Origin of the sequence: Paenibacillus sp. IITD108 (assembly GCF_036541265.1) — a bacterium.
Lineage (GTDB): Bacteria > Bacillota > Bacilli > Paenibacillales > Paenibacillaceae > Pristimantibacillus.
Map to the genome: position 1 here is coordinate 1 of NZ_JAZHCT010000007.1, position 24,076 is coordinate 24,076.

Below are 24,076 nucleotides of genomic sequence, written 5' to 3' on the forward strand. Positions count from 1 at the left end.
CGCATCTGAGCTTCGTTAGAAACATCGGTCGATTCAATTTACGGTTAACATTCAAAATCAAATTTTAATTGGAGGGTTTGCAATGTCCGATAAAAAAACATTTTACATTACAACACCAATCTATTATCCAAGTGATAAGCTGCATATCGGTCATGCTTATACGACAGTAGCTGGAGATGCTATGGCACGTTATAAGCGACTGCGCGGATATGATGTTTGGTATTTGACGGGTACAGATGAGCATGGTCAAAAAATTGAGCGCAAAGCAAAGGAAAATAATAAAACGCCGCAGCAATTTGTTGATGACATTGTTGTAGGCATTAAAAGCTTATGGTCAAAGCTTGATATTTCCAATGATGATTTCATTCGTACGACAGAAGAGCGCCATAAGCGTGTAGTTGAGCAGATTTTTGATCGATTGCTGCAGCAGGATGATATTTATAAAGGAACTTATGAAGGCTGGTACTGTACACCTTGCGAATCATTTTTCCTAGAGAGACAGCTTGATTCGGGCAACTGTCCGGACTGCGGCCGTCCTGTCGAAAGGGTGAAGGAAGAAAGCTATTTTTTCAGAATGGGCAAATATGCAGACCGCTTGCTTGAGTACTATGAGCAAAATCCGGATTTTATCCAGCCTGAGTCCCGCAAAAATGAAATGATCAACAATTTTATAAAACCAGGCCTTGAAGATTTGGCTGTTTCGCGTACTACGTTTGATTGGGGCGTTAAAGTAAAGGGCGATCCGAAGCATGTTATTTATGTATGGATTGACGCGCTCAGCAACTATATTACTGCGCTTGGCTACGATCTTGATTCACCGGCTGATAAGTTCAAAGCATACTGGCCGGCCGACGTTCATTTGGTAGGAAAAGAAATAGTAAGATTCCATACCATTTATTGGCCAATTATGCTGTTGGCGCTGGGCTTGCCGCTTCCGAAAAAAGTATTTGCACATGGCTGGCTGTTAACGAAGGAAGGCAAAATGTCCAAATCAAAAGGAACTGTAATCGACCCTGTTGTGCTGATTGACCGATATGGCCTTGATGCGCTGCGTTATTATTTGCTGCGCGAAGTGCCGTTTGGTGCAGACGGCGCGTTTACGCCAGAAAATTTTATTGAACGGATCAATTTTGATTTGGCTAATGATCTTGGCAATTTGCTGAATAGAACGATTGCGATGATTGACAAATATTTTGACGGCGTTATTCCAAGCTATGCTGGTGCGGTCACACCATTTGATGAGACTTTGCAAAAAGCGGCAGCGGAGTCGATTGCACAGGTTGAAGCTGCGATGGAACGGATGGAGTTTTCTGTTGCACTAACAGCACTATGGCAATTTGTAAGCCGTACTAACAAATATATCGACGAGACGCAGCCATGGACGTTGGCGAAGGATGAAGGCAAGCGCTTAGAGCTCGGATCAGTTATGTACCATCTTGCAGAATCACTGCGCATTATATCGATTGCATTGCAGCCGTTTTTGACGAATGCTCCGCGTGTAATGTGGGAGCAGCTTGGTATTGAGGGCGAAGGGCTGACTTCTTGGGATAGCATAAAAGCATTTGGCCAGATTCCAGGCGGAATGAAGGTAAATAAACAAAACCCGCTATTCCCAAGGCTTGAAACGGAAGAGGAGGCTGCGTTCATTACCGCATCGATGAGAGGCGGCCAAGCGCCAGCAGCAGACGCTTCAACCGAAGATGCGAATCAAGCAGCAGCAGACGCACCAGCTCCGGAGGGCAAAGAGGAAATCGCGATTGATGATTTTGCCAAGGTGGAGCTTCGCGTAGCGCAGGTGCTTGCTGCAGAGCCTGTCGCAAAGGCTGATAAGCTGCTTAAGCTTCAGTTGGATCTAGGCTATGAGCAGCGCCAGGTTGTTTCCGGCATTGCGAAATATTATAAGCCCGAAGAGCTTGTAGGCAAAAAAGTGATTTGTGTAACGAATTTGAAGCCAGTCAAGCTGCGTGGCGAGCTTTCGCAAGGTATGATTCTTGCCGCATCGACAGATGATAAGCTTACGCTAGCTACAGTTCCTGACACAATGCCTAATGGAGCGATTGTAAAATAAGCATCGTCTAAAACCATCCAAAAGACTTCCCAAATTGTCGCTGATCTTTCAGATGATAATTAAGGAAGTCTTTTTATATACTAAAATTGATGGTTGACAACAATTTTGGGTAGACGTATACTATTAAACGTAATCATAACGATTACTAATAAGATATAAATATAGGAGTGGAGCTTTATTATGCGATTGAAACGAGGGACAGGTACAAAGCGAGTAGCTGCAATATTGCTAAGTTTGCTATTAGCAGCAGCATTATCGGCATGCGGAAGCGGCAACGGCAGCAAAAATGAAGGCGATACGAATCAGAAGCCGGAAGAAACAAATAAGCAGGCTGATGAAAAATTAAGTGTTGTAACCAGCATTTATCCGATATATTTTATAGCAACTGAAATTGGCGGAGAGCATGTGGATGCTGTAAATTTAATTCCAACAGGCATCGACCCGCATGATTGGACACCAAAAAGCAAGGAGCTGAAAGCAGCCTCAGATGCGGCTTTATTTCTTTATCATGGGGCAGAGCTAGAAGGCTGGGTGGATGGCTTTCTAAAAGGATTGTCGAAGGACAGCAAAGTGATTACAAAGGTAGTGAGTGAAGGGATAGACTTGATTGCCGGCGAGCATGAGGAAGAGGGCGAGGAGGAGCATGATCATCATGAACATGCGGAGGAGGCCGAGCACGACGACCATTCCGGCCATCACCATGAGATCGATCCTCATACATGGGTGAGCCCGAAATCTGCCCTAATCATCGCGCAAAATGTGAAAAACAGCTTAATTGAGGCTGATCCTGAGCATACTGATTATTACGAGCAAAATTATGCTTCACTGCATGATAAGCTGCTTCATCTCGATAAGCAGTATGAGGAAAAGCTGGGTCAGGCGCCGCAAAAAAACATAGTCGTTTCTCATCAGGCTTTTGGTTACCTGGCAAGAGATTACGGACTTAAGCAGGTTGCAATTATGGGGCTTAATCCCGAAGCTGAGCCGCTCGCACAGGACATATTGAATATTGCAAAGTTTGTTAAAGAACATAATGTGAAATATATTTTCTTTGAAGAGCTCGTATCGGACCAGCTGGCAAAAATGCTGGCTTCTGAAGCAAAAGTCGATACTATGGTATTGAATCCGCTGGAAGGTTTGACAAAAGAGCAACAAAAATCAGGTGAAAATTATTTGACATTAATGGAGCGCAACTTGCAAAATTTAGTTCAAGCATTACAATAGATTATGGTATACGAATCGTAACGGAGCTTTTTAAGGCTCCGTTTTCACTATTAAGGGGTGAAGAAATGGAAGGAGACGCATATATTTCGCCTGCAGATGCATATTGTCATCGGGATGTTATTTCGGTGCAGAACGTATCTTTTGCCTATCAAAATAAAACGGTTCTCTCCAATGTCAGCTTTAATGTAAAAGAAAGAGATTTTATTGGGTTAATTGGTACGAATGGAGCAGGCAAGACGACATTGCTGCGCATGATTGTTGGCCTATTAAAGCCGGCCTCTGGACAAATTACGCTGTTTGGCGAGCCAGTAGAACGCTTTAAGCAGTGGGGCAGAATTGGTTATGTGCCGCAAAAAAATAATCTCAATCCATTGTTTCCCGCTACAGTTAAGGAAGTTGTTTTATCTGGTTTAAATGGAGCGAAAAATAAATCCAAATCGGATCAATTGATGTGCAATGATGCACTTGAAGCGATGGATATCGTCAATCTGGCTGAAAAAAAGATAGGGCAGTTGTCCGGCGGCCAGCAGCAGCGCGTCTTTCTTGCGCGGGCTTTAATTAATAACCCATCTTTGCTCATATTGGATGAGCCTACCGTCGGTATCGATGCCGAAACACAGGAGAGCTTCTTTCATATGATCAAGCATATGCATCAGCATCATAATATGACTTTTTTAATGGTTTCTCATGATATGGATATGATTAGAGGCTATTTGGGCCAGCAGCCAGCCTCCGAAGCGGGCAAGCTGAAATTTTATATTAAACATTCGCATGAGACGCAGGATTGTGTTGAAACTAATATTGCGCATAGCTTGAAAGAGCTTAGAGAGCGAATTGTTGGCGAGAAAGAGGTTGTGCAGGTTGGAAATTTTAACTAGTGAGTTTTTTCAACGAGCACTGATTGGCGGAATTTTGATTGGGATAACCGCTCCGCTGATGGGGATGTTTCTCGTGCTGCGGCGGTTGTCGATGATTGGGGATACGTTGTCGCACGTCGCAATAGCTGGGGTAGCTCTTGGATTTATTATGCAAGTATATCCGATTATGATGGGACTCATATTTGCAATTATCGCTTCGTTTGCCATTGAAAAGCTGCGCAAGGCGTATAAAACTTATGCGGAGCTTTCGCTGGCGATTATTATGTCTGGAGGGATCGGGCTGGCTTCGCTGCTATTCACTTCGGGCAGAGGAATGAAAATGAACGTAAGCAGTTATTTGTTTGGCAGCATTTATACGCTTAACAGTACAGATTTGTACGTTATTGGCGGAGTGACGGCTGCTGTATTGATTGCGATCTTCTCGCAAATGAAAAAGCTGTTCCTCATTACATTTGATGAGGAGGCTGCTTCTGTAAGCGGCTTGCCAGTGCGTTTCTACAATGTTATGATTAGCGTGCTCACTGCCCTTGTTATTAGTGTTGCGATCAAGATTGTAGGTGCTTTGCTTGTGTCGGCTTTGCTTACTATTCCTGCAGCCTGCAGCTTGCTCGTAGCCCGCAGCTTCAAACAAAGCATTGTGATGGTTATCATTATTGGTGAAATAGCGGTTATCGGCGGTTTAATGATCGCGGGTGTTTGGAATTTAGCGCCTGGCGGTACAGTTGTCCTTTTATTGATTGCAATTCTGCTGCTGCTTCTAGTATTTCGTAAAGGTGTAAGATTTGGCAACTAAGCAATTAGAGGTGATTATAAATGGCTGACATTACGATATGGCTGGCGCTGGGCGCCGGTTTTGCATCTTTTATTTCTCCTTGCGTCCTTCCCTTGTATCCATCATACTTGTCATACATAACAGGCATTTCGGTTACAGAGATAAAGGATAATCAGCTTCCCGCTCAAAAACGAATGATTACTATGACTCATACCCTTGTTTTTTTAATCGGGTTTAGTACGGTATATTATGCGCTCGGTTATGGAGCAAATGTGTTTGCAGATTTTTTCAGCGAATACGACAAGCTGATCAGACAGCTTTCCTCTATCCTTATTGTGTTAATGGGTTTATTTTTACTAGGCATTTTTCAACCAAAGATGCTTTTGAAGGAAAGAAGAATGAACTTAATTCCGAAAAAAGTGAATTATGTAAGCTCATTTGTATTCGGACTTGGCTTCTCAGCCGGCTGGACACCTTGTACAGGCCCTGCATTAACTGCTATATTAGGATTAGCAGCTTCATCGCCAGGAACTTGGTTTCAGCTGACGACGGCTTATGCCGCCGGCTTCTCAATCCCGTTTTTTATTTTAGCTTTCTTTATCGGACCATCGCGCTGGATTTTGAAATATTCTTCAACCGTAATGAAAGTTGGCGGCGGTTTAATGATATTGATGGGTATATTGCTGTTTACGGATCAGATGACCAAAATTACTATTTGGTTGAATTTGATTACGCCTGAATGGCTGAAATTTTAAATTTGCTTGCTGGAAGGCAAGCTATTACGGTTAGGAGGTCTTACATTGCCGACTCCAAGCATGGAAGACTATTTGGAGCGCATTTATAAGCTTATTGATGAGAAGGGCTATGCGCGCGTATCTGATATTGCAGAAGGGTTAGAAGTTCATCCTTCATCCGTTACGAAGATGATTCAAAAGCTTGATAAAGGCAGTTATTTGATTTATGAGAAGTACCGCGGCCTTGTGCTTACGAATAAGGGCAAGAAAATGGGCAAGAGGCTGATGGAGCGCCATCAGCTTCTCGAATCTTTCTTGACGATGATCGGTGTACAGGAAGAAAACATATATGCCGACGTTGAAGGCATTGAGCACCATTTAAGCTGGGACTCGATTACTTGCATCGAAACGCTGGTGCAATACTTTGAGAGAGACCCTGTTCGCTTGGAGGAGCTTCGCGCCATACGCGAAGAGATGGACAATGAGTAGCTTAGCAAACAAAAAAGAAACCGTGCAGGCCATATAGTAGGCCGTACGGTTTCTTTTTTTGAAATATAAGAAAGTATCAGCTTTGCATTCTTATACCTGTCCTTATATTTCATCGGTAAACGCGCCTGTCCAAAGGACGGCGGAGCCGTTTATCCTTGATTAATGATACTTGGGCTTGTCGTCGTCCTCTTTCCCGCCGTCAATAACGTGAAAAGGCACTGTTTTGGAGCGTGGACGGCTTTGCTGAGGCTTAGCAGAAGTTTTCGGGTTAATGACATATGTGCGATTCCCCGATTTCGCTCCTTTTCTCCAGGCAGCAGGCGGATACTTATAAAGCAGAAAAATACCGCCGATGATCAGCAACGGGAGCAAGAAGTTCAACGGATTAAAAATTAGCTCAACAACTACTCCGATAATAATAAGCAGCATGATTATAACTACTAGACTGTTCCAACCTTTTGGCCATCTCATAAAAATTCACGTCCTTCTAGCCATTTTGGGAAATGTTTTTATTCAATTGCGAATCAAGCTCACGCATTCTATTAAAGGAAGCTATGGACACTTCGACCTGATCGTCATGCGGCTCTTTCGTAGTAAGCAGCTGAAGCCACAAGCCAGGATACCCTAAATAACGAAGCAATGGGATTTCACGCATAGCGTTCGTTAATCTTAATACTTCATAAGAAATACCCAGTACAACGGGCAGTAGAAGTATTCTGATGTACACTCTTTCCCAAATCGATTGCCAATCAAAGATCGGCAAGGAATAAATGACGACTCCGACGATAACGGTAAATACGATAAAGCTTGAACCGCAGCGATAATGCAGGCGGCTGTACTTTTGCACATTGGACACGGTGAGCTCTTCGCCAGCCTCATAGGCGCTTATGACTTTATGCTCAGCACCGTGATACTGAAATAAACGCTTAATGATAGGTGTTAATGAGATGAAATACAAGTAAGCCAGTAAAAAAATAATTTTAATAAGACCTTCTAATAAGTTATGAACTATTTTGCTTTCAAATACGTTAGTAAATAACAATTCTTCTACTGCAGCAGGTGCGGCTGTAAAAATCAATTTCCCGAATATGAAGGACAGCACGCCAGCAGCCGCTACGCTTATAATCATGCCTGTGCTGAAGCCGCTTTTTGATTTTTCTTCTTTCTGCTTAAGCTTCTCGCGCTCTTCCTCGGACAGGTTTTCGTTCTCATCCTCCGCATATTGCTCCATGGAAAAATTCAAATGCTGGGAGCCCTTAGCGCTTGATTCAATAATTCCTACAACACCTCGTAGAAAAGGAACCTTTTTTAATGGCTGCAGCCAACGGCTCGATGTCCGAGGCAGCTCGTAAAATACGATTTCTTTGTTTTTTCTTCGAACCGCTGTTACATTGACATGCTTCCCTTGAAACATGACGCCTTCTATAACAGCTTGTCCGCCATATATGTTACGTGGATCCTGCGACAAGTGACGTTCACCTTCCTGTTAATAGCTTAATTAATAATATCTATTGTACTTGATTAGACATTCAAATGCCAACGCTCATATCTCGGTTACTTTCAAAATATTTGACACATACTACAAGAGGATAAGGTTGGAATAAGGAGGCAATGGCAGCGATGGCGAAGAGAAAGCCGAATAATCATAGCAGTGGAGCAGTGCAAAATAAAACTAACCCGTATCTGTATGCGCTGTTTATTGGTTTTTTTGCAGGTGTAATTTGGGGCGTTGTACGATGGATGTTTTATGGATTGAAGTTTACAAAGGAGCTGCCAGGCTACTGGCTGGAGCCGTTTTTTCAGAACAGTTTTTTAAAGACATACTGGGGTGCTGTAGCCGGAATCGGCAGCTTTATTGTTTTTTCTATTGCTGCTGCTTTTATCTATCAAATCGTGCTGCATAAGTTCAAAGGGGCATGGCCGGGAGTCATTTACGGCTTTGTGTGGTGGTTTATAATTTTTGTTCTAATTGGGCCTTGGCTGAAAATGACGACTGTTATAACGAAGGTAGGCTGGGAGACCTTGTCGGCAGAGCTTTGCATATGCCTGTTATGGGGTTCTTTCATCGGCTATTCCATTTCTTTCGAGCTCAATGATGAAGCTTCGAGAGAGCCGTCGCGTGCCAATAAAGACAGCAACAGATAATTACTTCTCAAGTGGCGGTTATTTGTGGTAAAATGTCTAGTGTCTTAATGCGCAGTATTTAATATTTTGCCAGAGGGGTGCAGTTATGCGTAAAATCGCTGTATTTAATGGACCAAACTTAAATATGCTAGGGATACGAGAGCCTGGTATATACGGCAGCGAAACACTGTCCTCTATTGAAGAGATGCTCAAGGAGCATGCAGCTGCGCTTGACGTCGAGCTTCATTTCTTTCAGACAAACCACGATGGCGCAATGATTGATGCGATACATGCTGCTTTCGGCAAGCTGGACGGTATTATCATGAATCCAGGAGCGTGGACGCATTATAATTACGCGATAAGAGACGCGCTAACCACAGTTAATCTTCCAGTTATTGAAGTGCACTTGTCCAATATACATAAACGGGAAGCATTCAGGCATCATTCTGTTGTAGCTCCTATTGCTGTTGGCCAAATCGCAGGTCTTGGCTCTTATGGGTATGTACTTGCTCTTGACGCGATGGTTCGTTTGCTGGGCGAGAATGACAACTAAAAAGTTGGTATGAAAGGATGAAGGCAATGACAATCGAGCGTGTTCATAAATTACGTCAGTTAATGGAACAAAAAGGTATACAAGCTATGCTGATCAGCAGCAGCGTGAACCGCCGTTACGTAAGCGGCTTTACCGGTTCATCTGGAATGGTTCTTGTTACTGGGACGGCTCAGTTTGTTATTACTGATTTTCGATATCGTACACAAGCGCCGTTACAATCGCCGCAATTTGCAATTGTCGAGCATGGCGCGATTATGATGAACGCAGTTTTAGAGCTTTTGAATCAAGAATCGATTAAAGAGCTTGCGTTCGAACAGGATCATGTTACGTACAGTGATTATTTAATGTGGTCTAAGCTGCTTCAGGACATTAACCTGAAGCCGGCATCAGGCCTTGTAGAGCAGCTGCGAATGATTAAAGATGAGCAGGAGCTGCAAATTATGCAGGAGGCAGCTGATCTGGCTGACCGCACCTTTGCCTACATTCAGCGTTTAGTTCAGCCTGGCATGAAGGAATCGGATTTGGCGCTTGAGATGGAAGTGTTTATGCGCAGCAATGGCGCTACCTCATCATCCTTTGATACGATTGTCGCATCAGGTGAGCGCTCTGCTTTGCCGCATGGCGTTGCAAGCGACAGAATAATTGGCAGCAATGAATTTGTGAAATTTGACTTTGGCGCTTATTACAAAGGGTATTGCTCTGATATTACGAGAACAGTAGTCGTCGGAAAGCCGACAGCCAAGCATATTGAAATTTATAATATTGTGCTTGAAGCACAGCTTCATGCCCTCGCTCATATCAAGCCTGGCATGACTGGTAAAGAGGCGGATGCGCTTGCTCGTGATGTTATAAACAAATATGGCTACGGCGATTTGTTCGGCCATAGCACTGGACATGGCCTTGGCATGGAAATTCATGAAGCGCCAAGATTATCGATGCTTTCAGATACGATTTTAACCCCCGGCATGACTGTAACGGTAGAACCTGGTATTTACGTTCCCGGCTTTGGCGGCGTACGCATTGAGGATGACATCGTTATTACGGATTCCGGTATTAAAATATTAACCTCATCCACAAAGGATCTTATTACTTTGGGATAGGAACAATTTATTCAGGAGGGAATCAGTAATGATTTCAGTTAATGATTTTAAAACAGGCTTGACAGTTGAAGTTGATAACGAGATTTTTACAGTTCTTGATTTTCAACACGTAAAACCAGGCAAGGGCGCAGCGTTTGTACGCTCCAAGCTGAAAAACCTGCGTAATGGCAACACTGTGGAAAAAACGTTCCGTGCTGGCGAAACGATTGGTCGTGCCATTATTGAAAACCGCGAGGTACAATATTTGTACAACTCCGGCTCAGAATATACATTTATGGATAATGAAACGTATGATCAGTTCAATCTTGACAGAGATCAACTAGAGTGGGAGCTTAATTTCTTGAAGGAAAATATGAACGTTCATATTTCCAGCTATAATGGAGAAATTCTTGGCATTCAGATGCCAAACAGCGTAGAGCTTGCAGTGACAGAAACTGAGCCAGGCGTAAAAGGAAATACAGCGCAGGGCGCTACGAAAAATGCTACTCTTGAAACGGGCCTTACTGTGCAAGTGCCGCTTTTCATCAACGAAGGCGACGTATTGCTTATTGATACAAGAGAAGGCAAATACATTTCCAGAGCCTAGTAATCATACAATTTCTTACGGGCATTCCAAAAGAACATTGGAGCACCCTCAGCAAGAAAAAAAGGCTTGAGAAAAACCACGGAGCTAAGAAGCGGCTTGTTGTTTCCGCTTAGCCCCGTGGTTTATTGCATCTTAAGTGATCTTTTGAGCTGAAGTTGGTGAGGGATGCCCTCGCTATTGCCTTCAATAAAACGATTGACCAGCTAGGAATACTGTCGATTACGATTATGTTAATAAGTATCGTATCCAAGAACTAGGGAGCTGTGCTATAATATTAAGTTGTATATAAATGTCGGGTTTGGGGAGTGAATCAGCTTTGTCTTTGATTGTGATGAAATTTGGCGGCAGCTCTGTAGGTACGCCTGAGAGAATGCAGCTTGTAGCAAAGCGAATTATTGAAAGGCAGCAAGAGGGCAATGAGATTATCGTAGTCGTGTCTGCAATGGGAGATACGACGGATGATTTGATTGATCAATCCAAACAGCTAAATGCGAATCCTCCCGCTCGCGAGATGGATATGCTTTTGTCTGTTGGGGAACAAATTTCAATTTCCTTGCTATCGATGACGATCCATCAGCAAGGCCATTCTGCTGTATCATTTACAGGATGGCAGGCAGGTATGATTACAGAGAAAGAGCATGGCAAGGCAAAAATTAAAAAAATTGATCCGCATCGCGTAATAACCGCTGTCAAGAATGGATCAATTGCGATTGTGGCGGGCTTTCAAGGCATGAGTGAGGACGGAGAAATTACTACACTCGGACGCGGCGGCTCGGATACAACAGCAGTTGCTTTGGCAGCAGAGGTTGGCGCTGACGCATGTGAAATATATACAGATGTAGACGGCGTATATTCAACTGATCCGCGTGTTGTAAAACGCGCCCGCAAGCTTGACAATATTTCCTATGATGAAATGCTGGAGCTTGCAAACCTTGGAGCAGCAGTCCTGCATCCAAGAGCTGTAGAATATGCTAAACATAATAATGTGAAGCTGGTTGTACGATCAAGCTTTACACACAATGAAGGAACAGTTGTGAGGGAGGAAGCAATAATGGAGCAAGGGGTAGTCGTTAGCGGCATTGCTTTTGATAAAAATGTAGCTCGTATCAGCATTTTAGGAGTTGAGGATGAGCCGGGAGTACTGGCGCATGTGTTCGGCGCGCTGGCTGATAACGGCATTGATGTTGATATTATTGTGCAAAGCGGCGTTCAGGATGGAAAAGCTGATTTCTCCTTTACTTTGTCGAGAAACGATGCAGACAAGGCGCTTCAAGTTATTGAATCCATCCGTGAAACAGTGACGCATCGTGAAGCTACCTCTGATGATAATTTGGTGAAGGTTTCTATCGTTGGCGCTGGCATGGTGAGCAACCCTGGCGTTGCAGCCAAAATGTTCGCTACGATTTCTTCACTCGGCGTAAGCATCAAAATGGTCAGCACATCTGAAATTAAATGCTCCTGCGTAATTGCCCCGGATAAATTGTCTGAGGTAGTTATTGCACTGCATACGGCATATGGTCTTGATGCTGAAACTGAAGTATTTGTCGGCGGTCCTAAAGAAAGAAGATAGTTGAAGCAAGTCAGTCAGCTCGGAACTCATAGATTTGATCATAAAAATTAATATAACACCTCGTTTGTCAGCTTAGCTGGCAGTCGAGGTGTTTTTTAATTGATTTTTGGGTGTGCGAACGGCTTTGTATGTTTTTTCGTACCAACGAGTGCCGCACGGGTCACGATAGAGGCATTTTGTACGTTTTTTCGTACAAACAGGTACAGCACTATTGTCTGGTTGTCGTAATCGTTTCGTATGGATTAAAGCGAATAAGCTTGTTATCCAATAATAGCGGCACATCGTCAAGCACATCTGTTTGCGAGCAGGCAATAACATCTGCCTCTTGACCGGAACGCAGCAGTCGCTTTCCGCATTTGCTTTGCCTAAGCACATCCTCTGCTTGATTTTCATAATGCTTGTAAAGCGCCAGCATAGCATGACCGAGGTCATCTAGCACGACAGGCTCAGCCAATCCGCCGGACATAAGCGAATCAATAAGCATTCCGGCACAATAGCCGTCCTCGATGGCAAACTGATCCTGATGGCCGGCGCAAAAGATAACAACATCACGATTAAGCAGCTTCAGCGTCTCGGCTGCAGCCTGCACGTTCAGTAAAGATACGGCGATTAAATAATCGGATCGCATTGCTTTTTTTATCGCTCTTGTGCCATTCGTTGTCGTAATAATCATTCTGCGGTTAAGTAATTTTTGCTGTGTCAGCTCGGTAGGCGAATTGCCAAGCTCGAAGCTGGCTATTTTTCGTCCGAACCTTTCACCGGCGAGTATATCGTTATCCAGCTTCATCTGTCTGGCTTCCATTACCGTTTCTACAGGAACGACACTTTCGGCTCCCAATGATAAAGCTGCTGCAATCGTGCTTGTAGCTCTCAGCACATCTATTACGGCAACTGACTTAAAAGGAAAATAAGCTGCGCTAGCCTCATTAACATGCGATATCACTTGAATTTCCATTTGGATCACAGTCCCTTTTGTATGATGCATATGACCATTTATTTCATACATCATATGCCTAATTTTTAGGCATGTGTGCAGCATGATATGTAGACGAGCCTGCATATACATAATTATGAGGATGGAAAGGAGGGAAGCCAATGATTAATAAAATTGTCCTGACTATGGGTTCCTTGCGTATTTTTTCCGGCATGATTGAAATTGCGGCCGCATTGCTGATCCTTCGCTGGAACAGCATTGATCGGGCATTAGTCATTAATTCATCACTGGCTCTGGTTGGGCCGCTTATTTTGATTACTACGACGACAGTCGGCTTGGTAGGGTTATCTGACAAGCTGTCTGCTTCCAAATTTTTATGGGTAGCCGCAGGTGTAACCTGCTTAATGATCGGTATATTGAAAAAATGATAGAGCCCGACTCTAGCAAAATAAAAATAACGTATAAGCAGCTCCAAGACATATTTTCAAAAGACAAGCATACAATGGGAACTACGCAACAATCATCCGGGAGTGATGGCTTATGCTGGCGCAGGTCGCGCATTTATTGCCGCAAGAGATGAGAGCTTTGCTTGAAAAGCTACCAAAGGATATTCAAACGGATTTAGAAGAAATAAGAATAAGAGAAGGCAGGCCGCTTGAAATCGGCTATAGAGGTCAGTCGAGACTAGTTGCGAAGGACGGGCTAGTGGCCTGGACGAGTGACGAAGCGTTTATTCCGGCTAGCGAGCACTGCCGAATGTTGCTAGAGCGAATAACTAATTATTCGCTGTATGCGATGGAGGAGGAGCTGCGCCGGGGGTATATTACAGTATCGGGCGGACACCGAATTGGACTCGCGGGCAGAACGGTGCTGGATCAGGGAAGCGTGAAAGGAATTCGCGACATCGGAGCTTTTAATATAAGGATCGCTAGAGAGGTTATAGGAGCAAGCAAGTCATTGCTGCCAGCGCTTATTGATACGAAGAGGCGCACCTTAAGCTCGACGCTGATCATTGCTCCGCCACAGCAAGGCAAAACAACGATTATACGAGATCTGGCGAGATCGATAAGCTACGGCTATTGGCAAACGCCTGAAAGCCGCGGCTGGCCAGGCAGAAAAGTCGGCATCGTCGATGAACGGTCAGAAATAGCAGCATGTGTAAAAGGCATCCCGACCTTTGATGTAGGTCCCAGGACAGATGTTATGGACGCTTGCCCAAAGGCGGAAGGAATGATGATGCTGCTGCGCTCCATGTCGCCAGAGGTGCTTATTGCTGACGAAATCGGCCGCATTGAGGATGGCGCAGCTATAACAGAGGCGGCTCATGCCGGTGTTAATGTTATTGCCACTGCTCATGCCTATGATTTCAACGAAGCGGTTGGCAGGCCTGTGCTGTACAAGCTGCTTAAGGAAGGAGCCTTCTCGCTGGTTGTGCAGCTAAGAAGAACAACGGACGGCATATCGCATCAGGTGGCCAAAACAGCGGACATAATGAACCAGCCTTCGCGCAGCTATGAAGCAGGGTTAACAAGATGGTAAAGCTGATCGGTGCTTTGTTCGTACTGTTTGCAGGCACGATGATCGGCTTTCAGCAGGCTGCAAAATTCGCTGAAAGACCGCGTCAATTGCGACAGCTTGTTCATATGCTGCAAAGACTGATTACAGAAATAAGCTACGGCTATACACCCCTGCCAGAGGCATTGAAGCGCGCAGGAGGAACTGGGAAAGGCCCAATAGCCGCTATGTTTGCAGAAGCAGCGAAAGGCCTTTTGTCCGGAAGCGAGCAATCCTTTGAGCAGCATTGGAAAACGGCCATTGATGAATATTGGGGCCACACTTGTATGCGGAGCAACGAACAGGCTGTACTATACAGGCTTGGCACATCGCTTGGCATAAGCGATGCAAACGATCAAATTAAGAACTTGCAGCTCGCAATCGATCAAATCAAGCTTGAAGAGCAGGCTGCAAGGGAGGAGCAAGGGAAGTATGAAGCGATGTGGAAAAGCCTAGGGGTATTAACCGCTGTGCTCATTATTATTTTAATGATGTAAGAGGGTGCCTGCGTTGATGAATATGGATGTGAGCGCAATATTTCAGATTGCCGGCATTGGCATCATTATTGCGATGATTCACTCAGTGCTGAAGCAGATGGGAAAAGAGGACATGGCGCATTGGGTCACTTTAATCGGATTTGTCGTCGTTTTATTTATGGTAGTCCGCTTGTTAAACGATCTTTTCCAGGAAATTAAAACAATTTTTTTGTTCCAGTAGGTGAGCAGTGTGGAAATGATTCAGATCGTTGGGCTTGGCATTATTGCCACCGTATTGATCATCGTAATAAGGGAACAAAAACCGATGTTTGCTTTTTTGCTTGCTTCTTTTACAGGGCTGTTCATTTTATTATTCGTAATTGGAAAGATAGAGGCAGTTATTGCGGTTATTGAGGATCTGGCCAACCGCTCGGGCATTCCATCCATTTACCTGAAGACGATTTTGAAAATAATCGGGATTGCCTATATTGCAGAATTCGGGGCGCAAATTGTGCGGGATGCTGGTCAGGAGGGGATAGCTTCCAAAATAGAGTTCGCAGGGAAAGTTTTTATACTCGTCATGGCCATTCCAATTATTAGCGTCATCGTTGAAACAATACTCGGATTGCTGCCGGACGGGGGTGGGTGACATGCTTTTGCAGAAGGATTTTCAAAAAAGAAAAATACTTTTCTGCTTGCTTGGGATGGCATTTTTGTTCGTTATGTTGCTTCCTATGGGAGGAATATATGCAGATTCTGGCAAACAGCCGCTGAACGAAACAGAAAGCATTCCAGTATCCTCGCCCAAGCAGCAAATCGAAGAGCTGGACATCAGCGCAGTTGAATCCTATTGGAATAAACTGGGGAGCGAGTACGGCGGTTTTTTTCCGGATCGACATATTCCAAGCTTTATGGAAATGCTGATGCCTGGCGGCGAAGGCTTGAAGCTTTCGCAAATGGTGCAAGGGCTGCTGCGTTATTTATGGCATGAAGTGCTATACAATGGCAAGCTGCTCGTCACAATCGTTATGCTGACTGTTTTTAGTATGGTGCTCGAAACGCTGCAGAGTGCTTTTGAGAGAAATACAGTAAGCAAGGTTGCATATTCGATCACGTACATGGTGCTCCTAATTATTGCGGTCAACAGCTTTTACGTAGCTATTGGTTATGCCAAGGATTCCATTCAGAGCATGATTCAATTTATGCTCGCCATGGTTCCGCTGTTGCTCACACTGCTTGCCTCCATGGGCAGCATTGTAACGGTATCTATTTTGCATCCGCTAATTATTATGATGATACACGTCGTTGGGACTGTCATTTATACCGTTGTTTTTCCTCTATTATTTTTCTCTGCTGTCCTGCATATTGCGAGCGCTTTGTCGGACAAGTATAAAGTAACACAGCTGGCTAATTTGCTCAGATCGATTGGGGTAAGCATTTTAGGCGTACTGCTGGCTATATTTCTAGGGGTTATATCGGTACAGGGTGCAACAGGAGCAGTAACAGACGGGGTTACGGTGCGCACAGCCAAGTATGTAACAGGCAATTTTATTCCAGTGGTAGGTAAAATGTTTTCAGATGCGGCTGATACAGTTATATCCGCTTCGATGATCGCGAAAAATGCGGTAGGAATAGCAGGCGTCATTATTATTTTATTTCTTAGCGCATTTCCCGCAATAAAAATATTAACATTGGCCTTAATCTATTATATCGCTGCAGCTGCCATGCAGCCGCTTGGCTCTTCGCCTATCGTCACCTGCCTGCAAACGATCGGAAAAACGATGATTTACGTGTTTGCTTCGCTGGCAGCTGTAAGCCTTATGTTTTTTTTGGCAGTAACCATTATATTGACGGCTGGCAATGCGGCAATGATGGCGAGATAGCTTTGCGGCAGGCAGGCGCACTTAGGGGGGAGTGAATTGACCTCATGGCTGGTTGAATGGCTTCGCAATATTATAGCTGTTATCCTGCTGGCAGTCATTGTTGATATGCTGCTGCCGAACAAAACGATGCAGCGCTATGCAAGACTGGCGATTGGCTTAATTATTTTGCTGACGATCTTATCGCCGATTTTAAATCTTCTGAAGCAGGATGTCGGCAAGAAGCTGGAGGAAAGCGTAAAAATATGGGATCAGCGATCGATCGAAAAGGGTATCAAAATGCCTACGCTTGAAGATATTCAAAAAAAAGGGGAGGCTTTGCAAAAAAAATACCAATCTGACGCCTTGTCATTAACCGAGCAAACGATCGAGCAGGCCATGCTTGAGCAGCTGGAGCAGCAAATTGATCAGGAAATTTTATCGGTTTCTGTACAGCTGGAGCTGCATGACAGCAGCGATGCACATGCCAAAATCGAGCAGGTAGTCGTAACGGTCAGACAGCCACAGCAGGGGGCCGAGAATGCAATCGAAGGGAACGGGGGAAGCAAGGCAAGCGGAGAGACAGATATTACAGCTATTGCCCCGATCGCGCCCATCAAGCCTGTTGAAATTGCGATAAAAGAATTATCCTCATCTATTGATGTGACTGATGCAAATCAAGGGATGGAGAATGCGGAAGCGGCAGAGAAAAATGAGCATTTTCCTGACGCAGAGCTGGAGAAGCAAATCAAAAGGATGATTTCAACCCGATGGGAGGTGAATGAGCGGCTAGTCATAATTAAAGCTTTAGCTTAAGCATCAGCTCGAGTTTGGAATGGTACAGGAAGGGAGAGATAGCATTGTGGCCAAGTGGCTGGAGCGTATTGAAAAAGCGATAGGTGGCGGACCAGGCGGGCCAAAGCGAGTGCGTTCACTTCGCCTATTGCTCATCATTGGCGGAGTAGGTGCGGCGCTTATGCTGCTTAACTCTTTCCTGCCATTTAAACCGGTAGAGCGTTATGCGGAGCAGGAGACTGTGCCGCCAGAAACTTCTGAGGCATGGTCCAAGCAAGACACGTCAGGCTCTATGTTTGAAGCTTATGAGCATCCGATCGAAAATCGCCTGAAGGACATACTGGAGCAAATCGTTGGTGTAGGCAAGGTGGATGTGCTAGTAACGATTGATTCTACGGAGGAAATTGTAATCGCAAGCGCCATTTCAGAGTCTCAGCAAATCACGGATGAAAATACTGGGAACGGCGGCAGGCGGCATATTACTTCCGTAACAAAGAACGGGCAAATTGTTTTGCATGAGGTATCAGGCGACAGCAAGCCAATTGTTACCAAGACGATAAATCCTCGAATAAGAGGCATTCTCATCGTTGCCAGCGGCGCAGAAAACGCGACAGTCAGGAAGCTGATCACACAAGCGGTTGAACGCGGCGTTAATATAGCTGTAAATCGAATTTCTGTAGTACCTAGAAAACAATAATGAACTTATTTTGGGAGGGTAAACGAAAATGAATACAAAAAGACAAACAATATGGCTAGTGTCGATGCTCAGTTTAATGGTGGTGCTGTCCGCGTATTACTTGTTTACACAGGATACCAGTGATAATAAAGCGTTAACGGACAACGGCAATCCCAAAGGCGAAGTAACGGAGGTTGCAGGCGAGAACGATAAAACGATTGTGAATAATGATGAGCTGAATGAAGAAATACTTGCAAAGATTGAACGTGAAGGCATTTTGCAGGGCGGCATTTTCGATAATTTGCAAACGAAGCGCGATCAGTACTTGGATTCTGAATATGACCGCATTTTGTCCTCGATAACTAATTCAGGTGACAGCAATGAGGAAGTAACAGCAGCCTTTGCTGAGCTGCAAAAATTTGAAGACAATGCATCAAAGATTAAATCGCTTGAAGATAAGCTGATGGAAAAATACGATGTGGCACATATCGACCAAACAGAGGATGTTTTGAACATCGTCGTCTCCAGCAGCAATATGAATAAAAGCGAGGCAGCTGAAATTATAGAAGAAGTAATGAGTGTCATGGCTGTAAAGCCTAATCAAGTATCTGTCCAATACGTGCCGTAAAGGTCAGAATTGCAGCTAGCGGGGCATAAGCTTTGAGTGGTTTGGCTGAATGCCGGACAGCTCAAAGCTTTTTATTTTGTCCCAGCTCAAATAAATGCTATACTCTTTTATATTTCAAAAAGAATCGCTGCGCGTTTTTGGCTATGGGCTGTGCTGTTTCTAGGTGAAATATATATTTTAAAAAATGATTCGTGTTCTTCCGTATTTATGTTATAATGTGTTACGTTATGTGAATAAGAGGAGTGATTACGTTCATGTTTAAATTGAGCGAGATTAAAGAATTGATCAAGCTAGTCGATCAAACATCCGTTCAGGAGTTGGAAATTGAAAATGAAGGAGCACGTCTGCTTATCCGCAAGCCTGGAAAAACAGAAGTTTTAAATGTTCAAACTGCTCCAATTACGCATACATACACGCAAGCCCCTGCAGTGGCAGCTCCGCAGCCGATAGCAGAAGCTGTAATCCAGCCAAGCGCAGCAGCGCCGGAAGCATCCGCCAAGGATAACTTGCATCGCATTGTATCTCCTATGGTAGGAACTTTTTATGCAGCGCCATCACCTGAAGCGCCTGCTTTTGTCAAGGTTGGCGATCGCGTAAATGATAAGAGTGTCGTTTGTATTCTTGAGGCAATGAAGTTGATGAATGAGCTGGAAGCTGAAGTGAACGGCGAAATTGTTGAGGTATTAGTTTCTAACGGCCAGCTCGTTGAATTTGGCCAGCCGCTCTTCCTTGTTAAGGCGGACTAACTAATCTCCCCAATTCAATTGGGAAATTGTCGTTTGAAAGGGGTTCCTACGTGAAATTCCAAAAAATATTAATTGCGAATCGCGGCGAAATCGCAGTTCGAATTATTCGCGCTTGCCGTGAATTAGGCATTAGTACTGTTGCTGTTTATTCTGAAGCGGATAAAGATTCCTTGCATGTCAAGCTTGCAGATGAAGCTTATTGCATCGGTCCGACACCATCGAAGGACAGCTATTTGAATTTAACTAACATTATGAGTGTTGCTACATTAACAGAATGTGATGCGATTCATCCGGGCTATGGATTCTTGGCTGAAAATGCTGATTTTGCAGAAATTTGCGAGTCATGCAACATTACATTTATAGGACCATCGCCGGAAGCGATCAGCAAAATGGGCGATAAATCAGTTGCTAAATCGACGATGAAGGAAGCTGATGTGCCGATCATTCCAGGTTCAGACGGTTTGATTGAGGATATTGATGAAGCGATTAAAGTAGCTCGCGAAATCGGCTACCCTGTCATTATTAAAGCGACTGCAGGCGGCGGCGGCAAAGGAATTCGCATCGCTGAGAACGAAGAGTCGCTAGTTTCTCAAATTACGACTGCGCAGCAGGAAGCGCAAAAAGCTTTCGGCAATGCCGGCGTATATTTGGAGAAGTATTTAACCGGCATGAAGCATGTCGAGATTCAAATTGTAGCTGACAAGCATGGCAACGCCGTGCATCTGTTCGAGCGCGATTGCTCTGTGCAGCGCAGACGCCAGAAGCTGATTGAAGAGGCGCCTTGCCCAATCATGACGCCTGAGCTTCGCGAGCGCATGGGACAAGCTGCCGTACGCGCGGCACTGGCTGTGGAATATTCCGGAGCAGGCACACTTGAGTTTTTGCTGGGCCCAGACAATCAGTTTTATTTTATGGAAATGAATACCCGAATTCAGGTTGAGCATCCGGTAACCGAGATGATCACCAATGTTGATCTCATAAAGGAAATGATTTCAATTGCTGAAGGCGAACCATTATCCTTCAGTCAAGAGGATTTGAAAATAAACGGCTGGTCTATTGAATGCCGCGTAAATGCAGAGGATTCTGAGCGTAATTTCATGCCTTCTGCAGGACATATTCCGTTCTATCTGCCGCCAGGCGGAGCAGGTGTGCGTGTGGATAGCGCTGTTTATCCCGGCTATACCATTTCACCACATTACGATTCGATGATTGCGAAGCTTATCGTATGGGGCGCTAACCGCGAGGAAGCAATTGCACGAATGAAGCGGGCGCTGGAGGAGTTTGCCATTGAAGGCATTAAGACAACAATTCCGTTCCATTTGAAGGTGCTGAATCACTCGAAATTTATTAAGGGCGATTTCGATATTAAATTCCTTGAGGAATATGACATTAACCAGCAGTAAACATTCAATTAGAATAGTTTGTCATATTTTCGGCTGAATGTTATAGTATAGAAATAAGATGCGGATGTAGGCTTGTCAACGGAGCCGTTAACGCGCAACTTTAGGGAGGTGTACAACCAACATGAGTACGATCGCTGCTGATTATGAGAAAACGGAAATCGGAACTATTCAAATTGCCCCCGAAGTCATCGCAGTTATTGCAGGTCTTGCCACAATCGAAGTGCAAGGCGTAGCTGGCATGAGCGGTGGCCTTGCTGGAGGCATTACTGAATTGCTCGGCCGTAAAAACCTGTCAAAGGGCGTAAAAGTAGAGGTTGGACAGCGTGAAGCTGCTGTGGACGTATCCATCATTGTGGAATATGGCAACAAGATCCCCGAGATCGCTGCTAATATTCAAAGCAATGTGAAACGTTCAATCGAAATGATGACTGGGTTGCATGTGGTTGAAGTAAATGTTCATATCCATGATGTTTATTTCAAGCCTGCCGAAAAACCTGAAGAGGAAGATCAGAACTATCGAGTTAAATAGATAGCAATGCGCACTAGAAATGTACAACCCCCTTGTGATTGGGCATGCCGCTTTCGCACTTGGGGGTTTTCATTCGAGTCCGCGGGAGGAGACGCACAATGATTAAAGTTGTAGATAAGCTGTTTTTATTTTTGTACAGCATTGTAATCATTATCATCTCTTTGTTTGTAGCTGGAGCAGGCTTTGGCTGGATCCCTAAAGATATGTTGAATGATGGGATTACCTATTTGTACGAAGAGAAATCGCTTCAAATCACGGTAATATCAATAAGTGCTGTATTCCTTTTGATCAGTATTCGTTTCTTGATTGTTTCATTATATAGAGGCTCTGCAACATCACCTTCGATCGACCAGAGAACAGATTTTGGAGATATTAGAATTTCTATCGAAACAATCGAGAATTTGGCGCTTAAAGCAGCATCGCGTCAGCGTGGCGTAAAGGATTTAAGAGCGAGAATAAAAGTGACAGAGGCTGGCTTGGATATTGTACTGCGCACCGTTATCGACGGCGAAACTTCAATTCCGCAGCTGACAGAAGAAATTCAAAGTACTGTTAAAACACATGTTGAAGAAATTACGGGCATGCCGGTAGCCAATGTAGCTGTATTTGTTGCTAATGTTATTCAAGCCAATACTTTCAAAAGCCGCGTAGAGTAGAAAAGGGGGCTTGCTGATGTTCAGGGAGTTCTGGAATATCTATTGGAAGCGGATATTAGGCGTTGCGTCAGGCGTTTTATGCGGGATCGTTTATTTATGCTTCGGTTTTTGGGACATGCTATTCGTAGCGCTTCTAGTATTTGTCGGTTATTCTATAGGCAAATATAAAGAAATGAACGAAGGGCCTGTATTGCCGTTGCATCGATTATGGGAAGCCTTGCTTGATCGCTTCAGGCCTTTTAAGTAATCCTGTGGTCTCCTCCGTTCTCCGGATTCCTTCTATTCGGAGCAGGGAGGAGATCATAGGTTTTTTCGAATTATAGGCAAGTACAGACACGCGGATATGCGGATACGGAGGATACATGAGACGACGATTAGCAAGAGAAATAGCGGTATCAGGCTTATACCAAACGGAAATGAACGAAGTAACGATTAAAGAGGCTGTCGATATGATTATGGACGAGCTTCGTGGCGAGAATGAAATTGGCGGAGATCTTCATGGGCTGGAAGGGACTGAAGCCTTCGCGCGAGAGCTTGCTTATGGTGTGGCGGAGCGCAGGGAAGCGATTGATGATATGCTGCGGCAGTATTTGACAGGCTGGCAGGTAGATCGTCTATCGCGAGTTGATCGCCAAGTATTAAGGCTTGCTTGCTTCGAAATCATGTTCCGAGATGATGTACCGCCGAAAGCAGCCGTTAACGAAGCGATTGAAATTGCAAAGCATTATGGTAATGAAGAATCGGGTAAATTCGTCAATGGCGTACTGGGCAAGTTCATTTCAATCGCAGATGAATGGAAGCAAAAAGAAACGAAGGAGTAGACAAAGACGTATTTTGATATAAGGAGTAGATCGGTAAATGAGCGCACAAAAAATTGAAGGTAAAAAAATTTCTGATCAAATTCGCGAGGAGCTTATTGCTGAGACGGCCAGGTTAAAGCAGCAGGGTGTAACTCCTGGCTTGGCGGTCGTACTGGTTGGTGAGGATCCTGCTTCCAAGGTATATGTTGGCTCCAAGGAAAAGGCTTGCGAGCAGGTCGGTTTTTATTCCGAGGTTCACCGTTTGCCGGCTGAAACGAGCGAGACGGAATTGCTTGCGCTTATTGAGCGCTTGAATAATCAAAACAGCATTAACGGTATTTTAGTTCAATTGCCACTGCCGGGCCATATTAATGAGAAAGCAGTCATTGATGCAATTAGACTCGAGAAAGATGTCGACGGTTTCCATCCGCAAAGCGTCGGAAATCTAGTCATCGGCGACGACAGCTTGCTGCCATGCACCCCAGCAGGCGTAATCGAGCTTATTAAGCGCAGCGGAGTGGAAATTGCAGGCAAGCATGCCGTAGTTATCGGCAGAAGCAATATTGTTGGCAAGCCGGTAGCTATGCTGCTTATGCGTGAGCACGCAACCGTTACGATCTGCCATTCCAGAACAGCGAATATGAGCGAAATTGCTAAGCAGGCAGATATACTGGTCGTTGCGATCGGCAAACCGAAAGCGATTGACAGCAGCTTTGTGAAGCCGGGCGCTATCGTCATTGATGTAGGCATTAACCGCATGCCTGACGGAAAGCTTGCTGGAGATGTAAATTATGAGGATTGCTTGGAAAGTGCGGCCTTTATTACTCCTGTCCCTGGCGGAGTTGGTCCGATGACCATTACGATGCTTATGAAAAATACGTTGACTGCAGCAAAAAGGGCTAATGGAATTAAGGGGTGATCG

Annotated in this window: 30 protein-coding genes; 27 read left to right on the forward strand and 3 right to left on the reverse strand. The window is 44.6% G+C overall.

The features are described 5' to 3' along the window. Nucleotides 1-82: 82 nt before the first annotated feature. The 6 genes from metG (at nucleotide 83) to mntR (ending at nucleotide 6,165) form a co-directional block, all read left to right on the forward strand. A complete protein-coding gene (gene metG, locus V1L65_RS07785; protein ID WP_331698550.1) occupies nucleotides 83-2,068 on the forward strand; it encodes a methionine--tRNA ligase in 1,986 nt (661 codons plus the stop codon). Nucleotides 2,069-2,248: 180 nt separating this feature from the next. After that, on the forward strand, nucleotides 2,249-3,292 hold the full coding sequence (locus tag V1L65_RS07790) for a metal ABC transporter solute-binding protein, Zn/Mn family (protein ID WP_331698551.1): 1,044 nt from the start codon (nucleotides 2,249-2,251) through the stop codon (nucleotides 3,290-3,292). A 65-nt stretch (nucleotides 3,293-3,357) separates the two neighbouring features. Then, on the forward strand, nucleotides 3,358-4,170 hold the full coding sequence (locus tag V1L65_RS07795) for a metal ABC transporter ATP-binding protein (RefSeq protein WP_331698552.1): 813 nt from the start codon (nucleotides 3,358-3,360) through the stop codon (nucleotides 4,168-4,170). Beyond that, a complete protein-coding gene (locus V1L65_RS07800) occupies nucleotides 4,154-4,963 on the forward strand; it encodes a metal ABC transporter permease (protein ID WP_331698553.1) in 810 nt (269 codons plus the stop codon). The genes V1L65_RS07795 and V1L65_RS07800 overlap by 17 nt, the downstream gene beginning before the upstream one ends. A 20-nt stretch (nucleotides 4,964-4,983) precedes the next feature. Beyond that, nucleotides 4,984-5,697: a cytochrome c biogenesis CcdA family protein gene (locus V1L65_RS07805; protein ID WP_331698554.1), complete on the forward strand. Its 714-nt coding sequence runs from the start codon at nucleotides 4,984-4,986 to the stop codon at nucleotides 5,695-5,697. Nucleotides 5,698-5,742: 45 nt separating this feature from the next. Beyond that, complete coding sequence (gene mntR, locus V1L65_RS07810; protein WP_331698555.1) at nucleotides 5,743-6,165, forward strand: transcriptional regulator MntR; 423 nt, start codon at nucleotides 5,743-5,745, stop codon at nucleotides 6,163-6,165. A 159-nt stretch (nucleotides 6,166-6,324) separates the two neighbouring features. On the opposite strand, the gene V1L65_RS07815 is transcribed toward mntR, so the two are convergent. Both V1L65_RS07815 and V1L65_RS07820 read right to left on the reverse strand, forming a co-directional pair. Beyond that, complete coding sequence (locus V1L65_RS07815) at nucleotides 6,325-6,636, reverse strand: hypothetical protein (RefSeq protein ID WP_331698556.1); 312 nt, start codon at nucleotides 6,634-6,636, stop codon at nucleotides 6,325-6,327. Nucleotides 6,637-6,652: 16 nt separating this feature from the next. Further along, nucleotides 6,653-7,579 (reverse strand): DUF1385 domain-containing protein, encoded by a 927-nt coding sequence (locus tag V1L65_RS07820; RefSeq protein ID WP_432500559.1) that lies wholly within the window; start codon nucleotides 7,577-7,579, stop codon nucleotides 6,653-6,655. A 206-nt stretch (nucleotides 7,580-7,785) separates the two neighbouring features. Between V1L65_RS07820 and V1L65_RS07825 the strand changes: the two genes are divergently transcribed. From V1L65_RS07825 to V1L65_RS07845, 5 genes are all read left to right on the forward strand, one after another. Continuing rightward, nucleotides 7,786-8,310 (forward strand): YqhR family membrane protein, encoded by a 525-nt coding sequence (locus V1L65_RS07825; protein WP_331698558.1) that lies wholly within the window; start codon nucleotides 7,786-7,788, stop codon nucleotides 8,308-8,310. Nucleotides 8,311-8,395: 85 nt separating this feature from the next. Further along, nucleotides 8,396-8,842: a type II 3-dehydroquinate dehydratase gene (aroQ, locus tag V1L65_RS07830; protein ID WP_331698559.1), complete on the forward strand. Its 447-nt coding sequence runs from the start codon at nucleotides 8,396-8,398 to the stop codon at nucleotides 8,840-8,842. 26 nt (nucleotides 8,843-8,868) lie between these two features. Continuing rightward, nucleotides 8,869-9,942: a M24 family metallopeptidase gene (locus V1L65_RS07835; RefSeq protein WP_331698560.1), complete on the forward strand. Its 1,074-nt coding sequence runs from the start codon at nucleotides 8,869-8,871 to the stop codon at nucleotides 9,940-9,942. Between the two features lie 28 nt (nucleotides 9,943-9,970). Beyond that, nucleotides 9,971-10,528: an elongation factor P gene (gene efp / locus V1L65_RS07840; protein WP_331698561.1), complete on the forward strand. Its 558-nt coding sequence runs from the start codon at nucleotides 9,971-9,973 to the stop codon at nucleotides 10,526-10,528. Nucleotides 10,529-10,844: 316 nt separating this feature from the next. Continuing rightward, nucleotides 10,845-12,098 (forward strand): aspartate kinase, encoded by a 1,254-nt coding sequence (locus V1L65_RS07845; protein ID WP_331698562.1) that lies wholly within the window; start codon nucleotides 10,845-10,847, stop codon nucleotides 12,096-12,098. A gap of 208 nt (nucleotides 12,099-12,306) precedes the next feature. On the opposite strand, the gene V1L65_RS07850 is transcribed toward V1L65_RS07845, so the two are convergent. After that, complete coding sequence (locus V1L65_RS07850) at nucleotides 12,307-13,107, reverse strand: 2-phosphosulfolactate phosphatase (RefSeq protein WP_331698563.1); 801 nt, start codon at nucleotides 13,105-13,107, stop codon at nucleotides 12,307-12,309. 86 nt (nucleotides 13,108-13,193) lie between these two features. On the opposite strand from V1L65_RS07850, the gene V1L65_RS07855 reads away from it, so the two are divergent. The 16 genes from V1L65_RS07855 (at nucleotide 13,194) to folD (ending at nucleotide 24,073) form a co-directional block, all read left to right on the forward strand. After that, entirely contained in the window at nucleotides 13,194-13,460 is a 267-nt protein-coding gene (locus V1L65_RS07855; RefSeq protein ID WP_331698564.1) for a YqhV family protein, read from the forward strand. A gap of 112 nt (nucleotides 13,461-13,572) precedes the next feature. Next, nucleotides 13,573-14,571, forward strand: coding sequence for a stage III sporulation protein AA (gene spoIIIAA, locus V1L65_RS07860; protein WP_331698565.1), 999 nt, complete (start codon nucleotides 13,573-13,575; stop codon nucleotides 14,569-14,571). Beyond that, nucleotides 14,565-15,083 carry a stage III sporulation protein SpoIIIAB gene (spoIIIAB, locus tag V1L65_RS07865; RefSeq protein ID WP_331698566.1) on the forward strand — a complete coding sequence of 173 codons (519 nt, stop codon included), beginning with the start codon at nucleotides 14,565-14,567 and terminating at the stop codon, nucleotides 15,081-15,083. The genes spoIIIAA and spoIIIAB overlap by 7 nt, the downstream gene beginning before the upstream one ends. 16 nt (nucleotides 15,084-15,099) lie before the next feature. After that, the gene (gene spoIIIAC, locus V1L65_RS07870; protein ID WP_331698567.1) at nucleotides 15,100-15,303 is read left to right on the forward strand and encodes a stage III sporulation protein AC; all 204 of its coding nucleotides are present in this window, start codon (nucleotides 15,100-15,102) and stop codon (nucleotides 15,301-15,303) included. Between the two features lie 9 nt (nucleotides 15,304-15,312). Next, nucleotides 15,313-15,711, forward strand: a complete 399-nt coding sequence (gene spoIIIAD / locus V1L65_RS07875) for a stage III sporulation protein AD (RefSeq protein WP_331698807.1) — start codon at nucleotides 15,313-15,315, stop codon at nucleotides 15,709-15,711. Between the two features lie 85 nt (nucleotides 15,712-15,796). Continuing rightward, a complete protein-coding gene (spoIIIAE, locus tag V1L65_RS07880) occupies nucleotides 15,797-16,945 on the forward strand; it encodes a stage III sporulation protein AE (RefSeq protein ID WP_331698568.1) in 1,149 nt (382 codons plus the stop codon). Between the two features lie 36 nt (nucleotides 16,946-16,981). Beyond that, nucleotides 16,982-17,737 carry a stage III sporulation protein AF gene (gene spoIIIAF / locus V1L65_RS07885; protein ID WP_331698569.1) on the forward strand — a complete coding sequence of 252 codons (756 nt, stop codon included), beginning with the start codon at nucleotides 16,982-16,984 and terminating at the stop codon, nucleotides 17,735-17,737. A 46-nt stretch (nucleotides 17,738-17,783) separates the two neighbouring features. Continuing rightward, nucleotides 17,784-18,413, forward strand: a complete 630-nt coding sequence (locus V1L65_RS07890; protein ID WP_331698570.1) for a stage III sporulation protein AG — start codon at nucleotides 17,784-17,786, stop codon at nucleotides 18,411-18,413. A 28-nt stretch (nucleotides 18,414-18,441) separates the two neighbouring features. Continuing rightward, nucleotides 18,442-19,020 (forward strand): SpoIIIAH-like family protein, encoded by a 579-nt coding sequence (locus V1L65_RS07895; RefSeq protein WP_331698571.1) that lies wholly within the window; start codon nucleotides 18,442-18,444, stop codon nucleotides 19,018-19,020. 254 nt (nucleotides 19,021-19,274) lie between these two features. Then, nucleotides 19,275-19,766, forward strand: coding sequence for an acetyl-CoA carboxylase biotin carboxyl carrier protein (gene accB, locus V1L65_RS07900; RefSeq protein ID WP_331698572.1), 492 nt, complete (start codon nucleotides 19,275-19,277; stop codon nucleotides 19,764-19,766). A 50-nt stretch (nucleotides 19,767-19,816) separates the two neighbouring features. Next, nucleotides 19,817-21,169, forward strand: a complete 1,353-nt coding sequence (gene accC, locus V1L65_RS07905; RefSeq protein WP_331698573.1) for an acetyl-CoA carboxylase biotin carboxylase subunit — start codon at nucleotides 19,817-19,819, stop codon at nucleotides 21,167-21,169. 121 nt (nucleotides 21,170-21,290) lie between these two features. Beyond that, a complete protein-coding gene (locus V1L65_RS07910; protein WP_331698574.1) occupies nucleotides 21,291-21,698 on the forward strand; it encodes an Asp23/Gls24 family envelope stress response protein in 408 nt (135 codons plus the stop codon). Nucleotides 21,699-21,796: 98 nt separating this feature from the next. Continuing rightward, a complete protein-coding gene (gene amaP, locus V1L65_RS07915; RefSeq protein WP_331698575.1) occupies nucleotides 21,797-22,354 on the forward strand; it encodes an alkaline shock response membrane anchor protein AmaP in 558 nt (185 codons plus the stop codon). A gap of 16 nt (nucleotides 22,355-22,370) precedes the next feature. Beyond that, nucleotides 22,371-22,601 carry a DUF2273 domain-containing protein gene (locus V1L65_RS07920; RefSeq protein ID WP_331698576.1) on the forward strand — a complete coding sequence of 77 codons (231 nt, stop codon included), beginning with the start codon at nucleotides 22,371-22,373 and terminating at the stop codon, nucleotides 22,599-22,601. 115 nt (nucleotides 22,602-22,716) lie between these two features. Beyond that, a complete protein-coding gene (nusB, locus tag V1L65_RS07925) occupies nucleotides 22,717-23,175 on the forward strand; it encodes a transcription antitermination factor NusB (RefSeq protein WP_331698577.1) in 459 nt (152 codons plus the stop codon). A gap of 37 nt (nucleotides 23,176-23,212) precedes the next feature. After that, nucleotides 23,213-24,073: a bifunctional methylenetetrahydrofolate dehydrogenase/methenyltetrahydrofolate cyclohydrolase FolD gene (gene folD / locus V1L65_RS07930; RefSeq protein ID WP_331698578.1), complete on the forward strand. Its 861-nt coding sequence runs from the start codon at nucleotides 23,213-23,215 to the stop codon at nucleotides 24,071-24,073. Nucleotides 24,074-24,076: the final 3 nt, after the last annotated feature.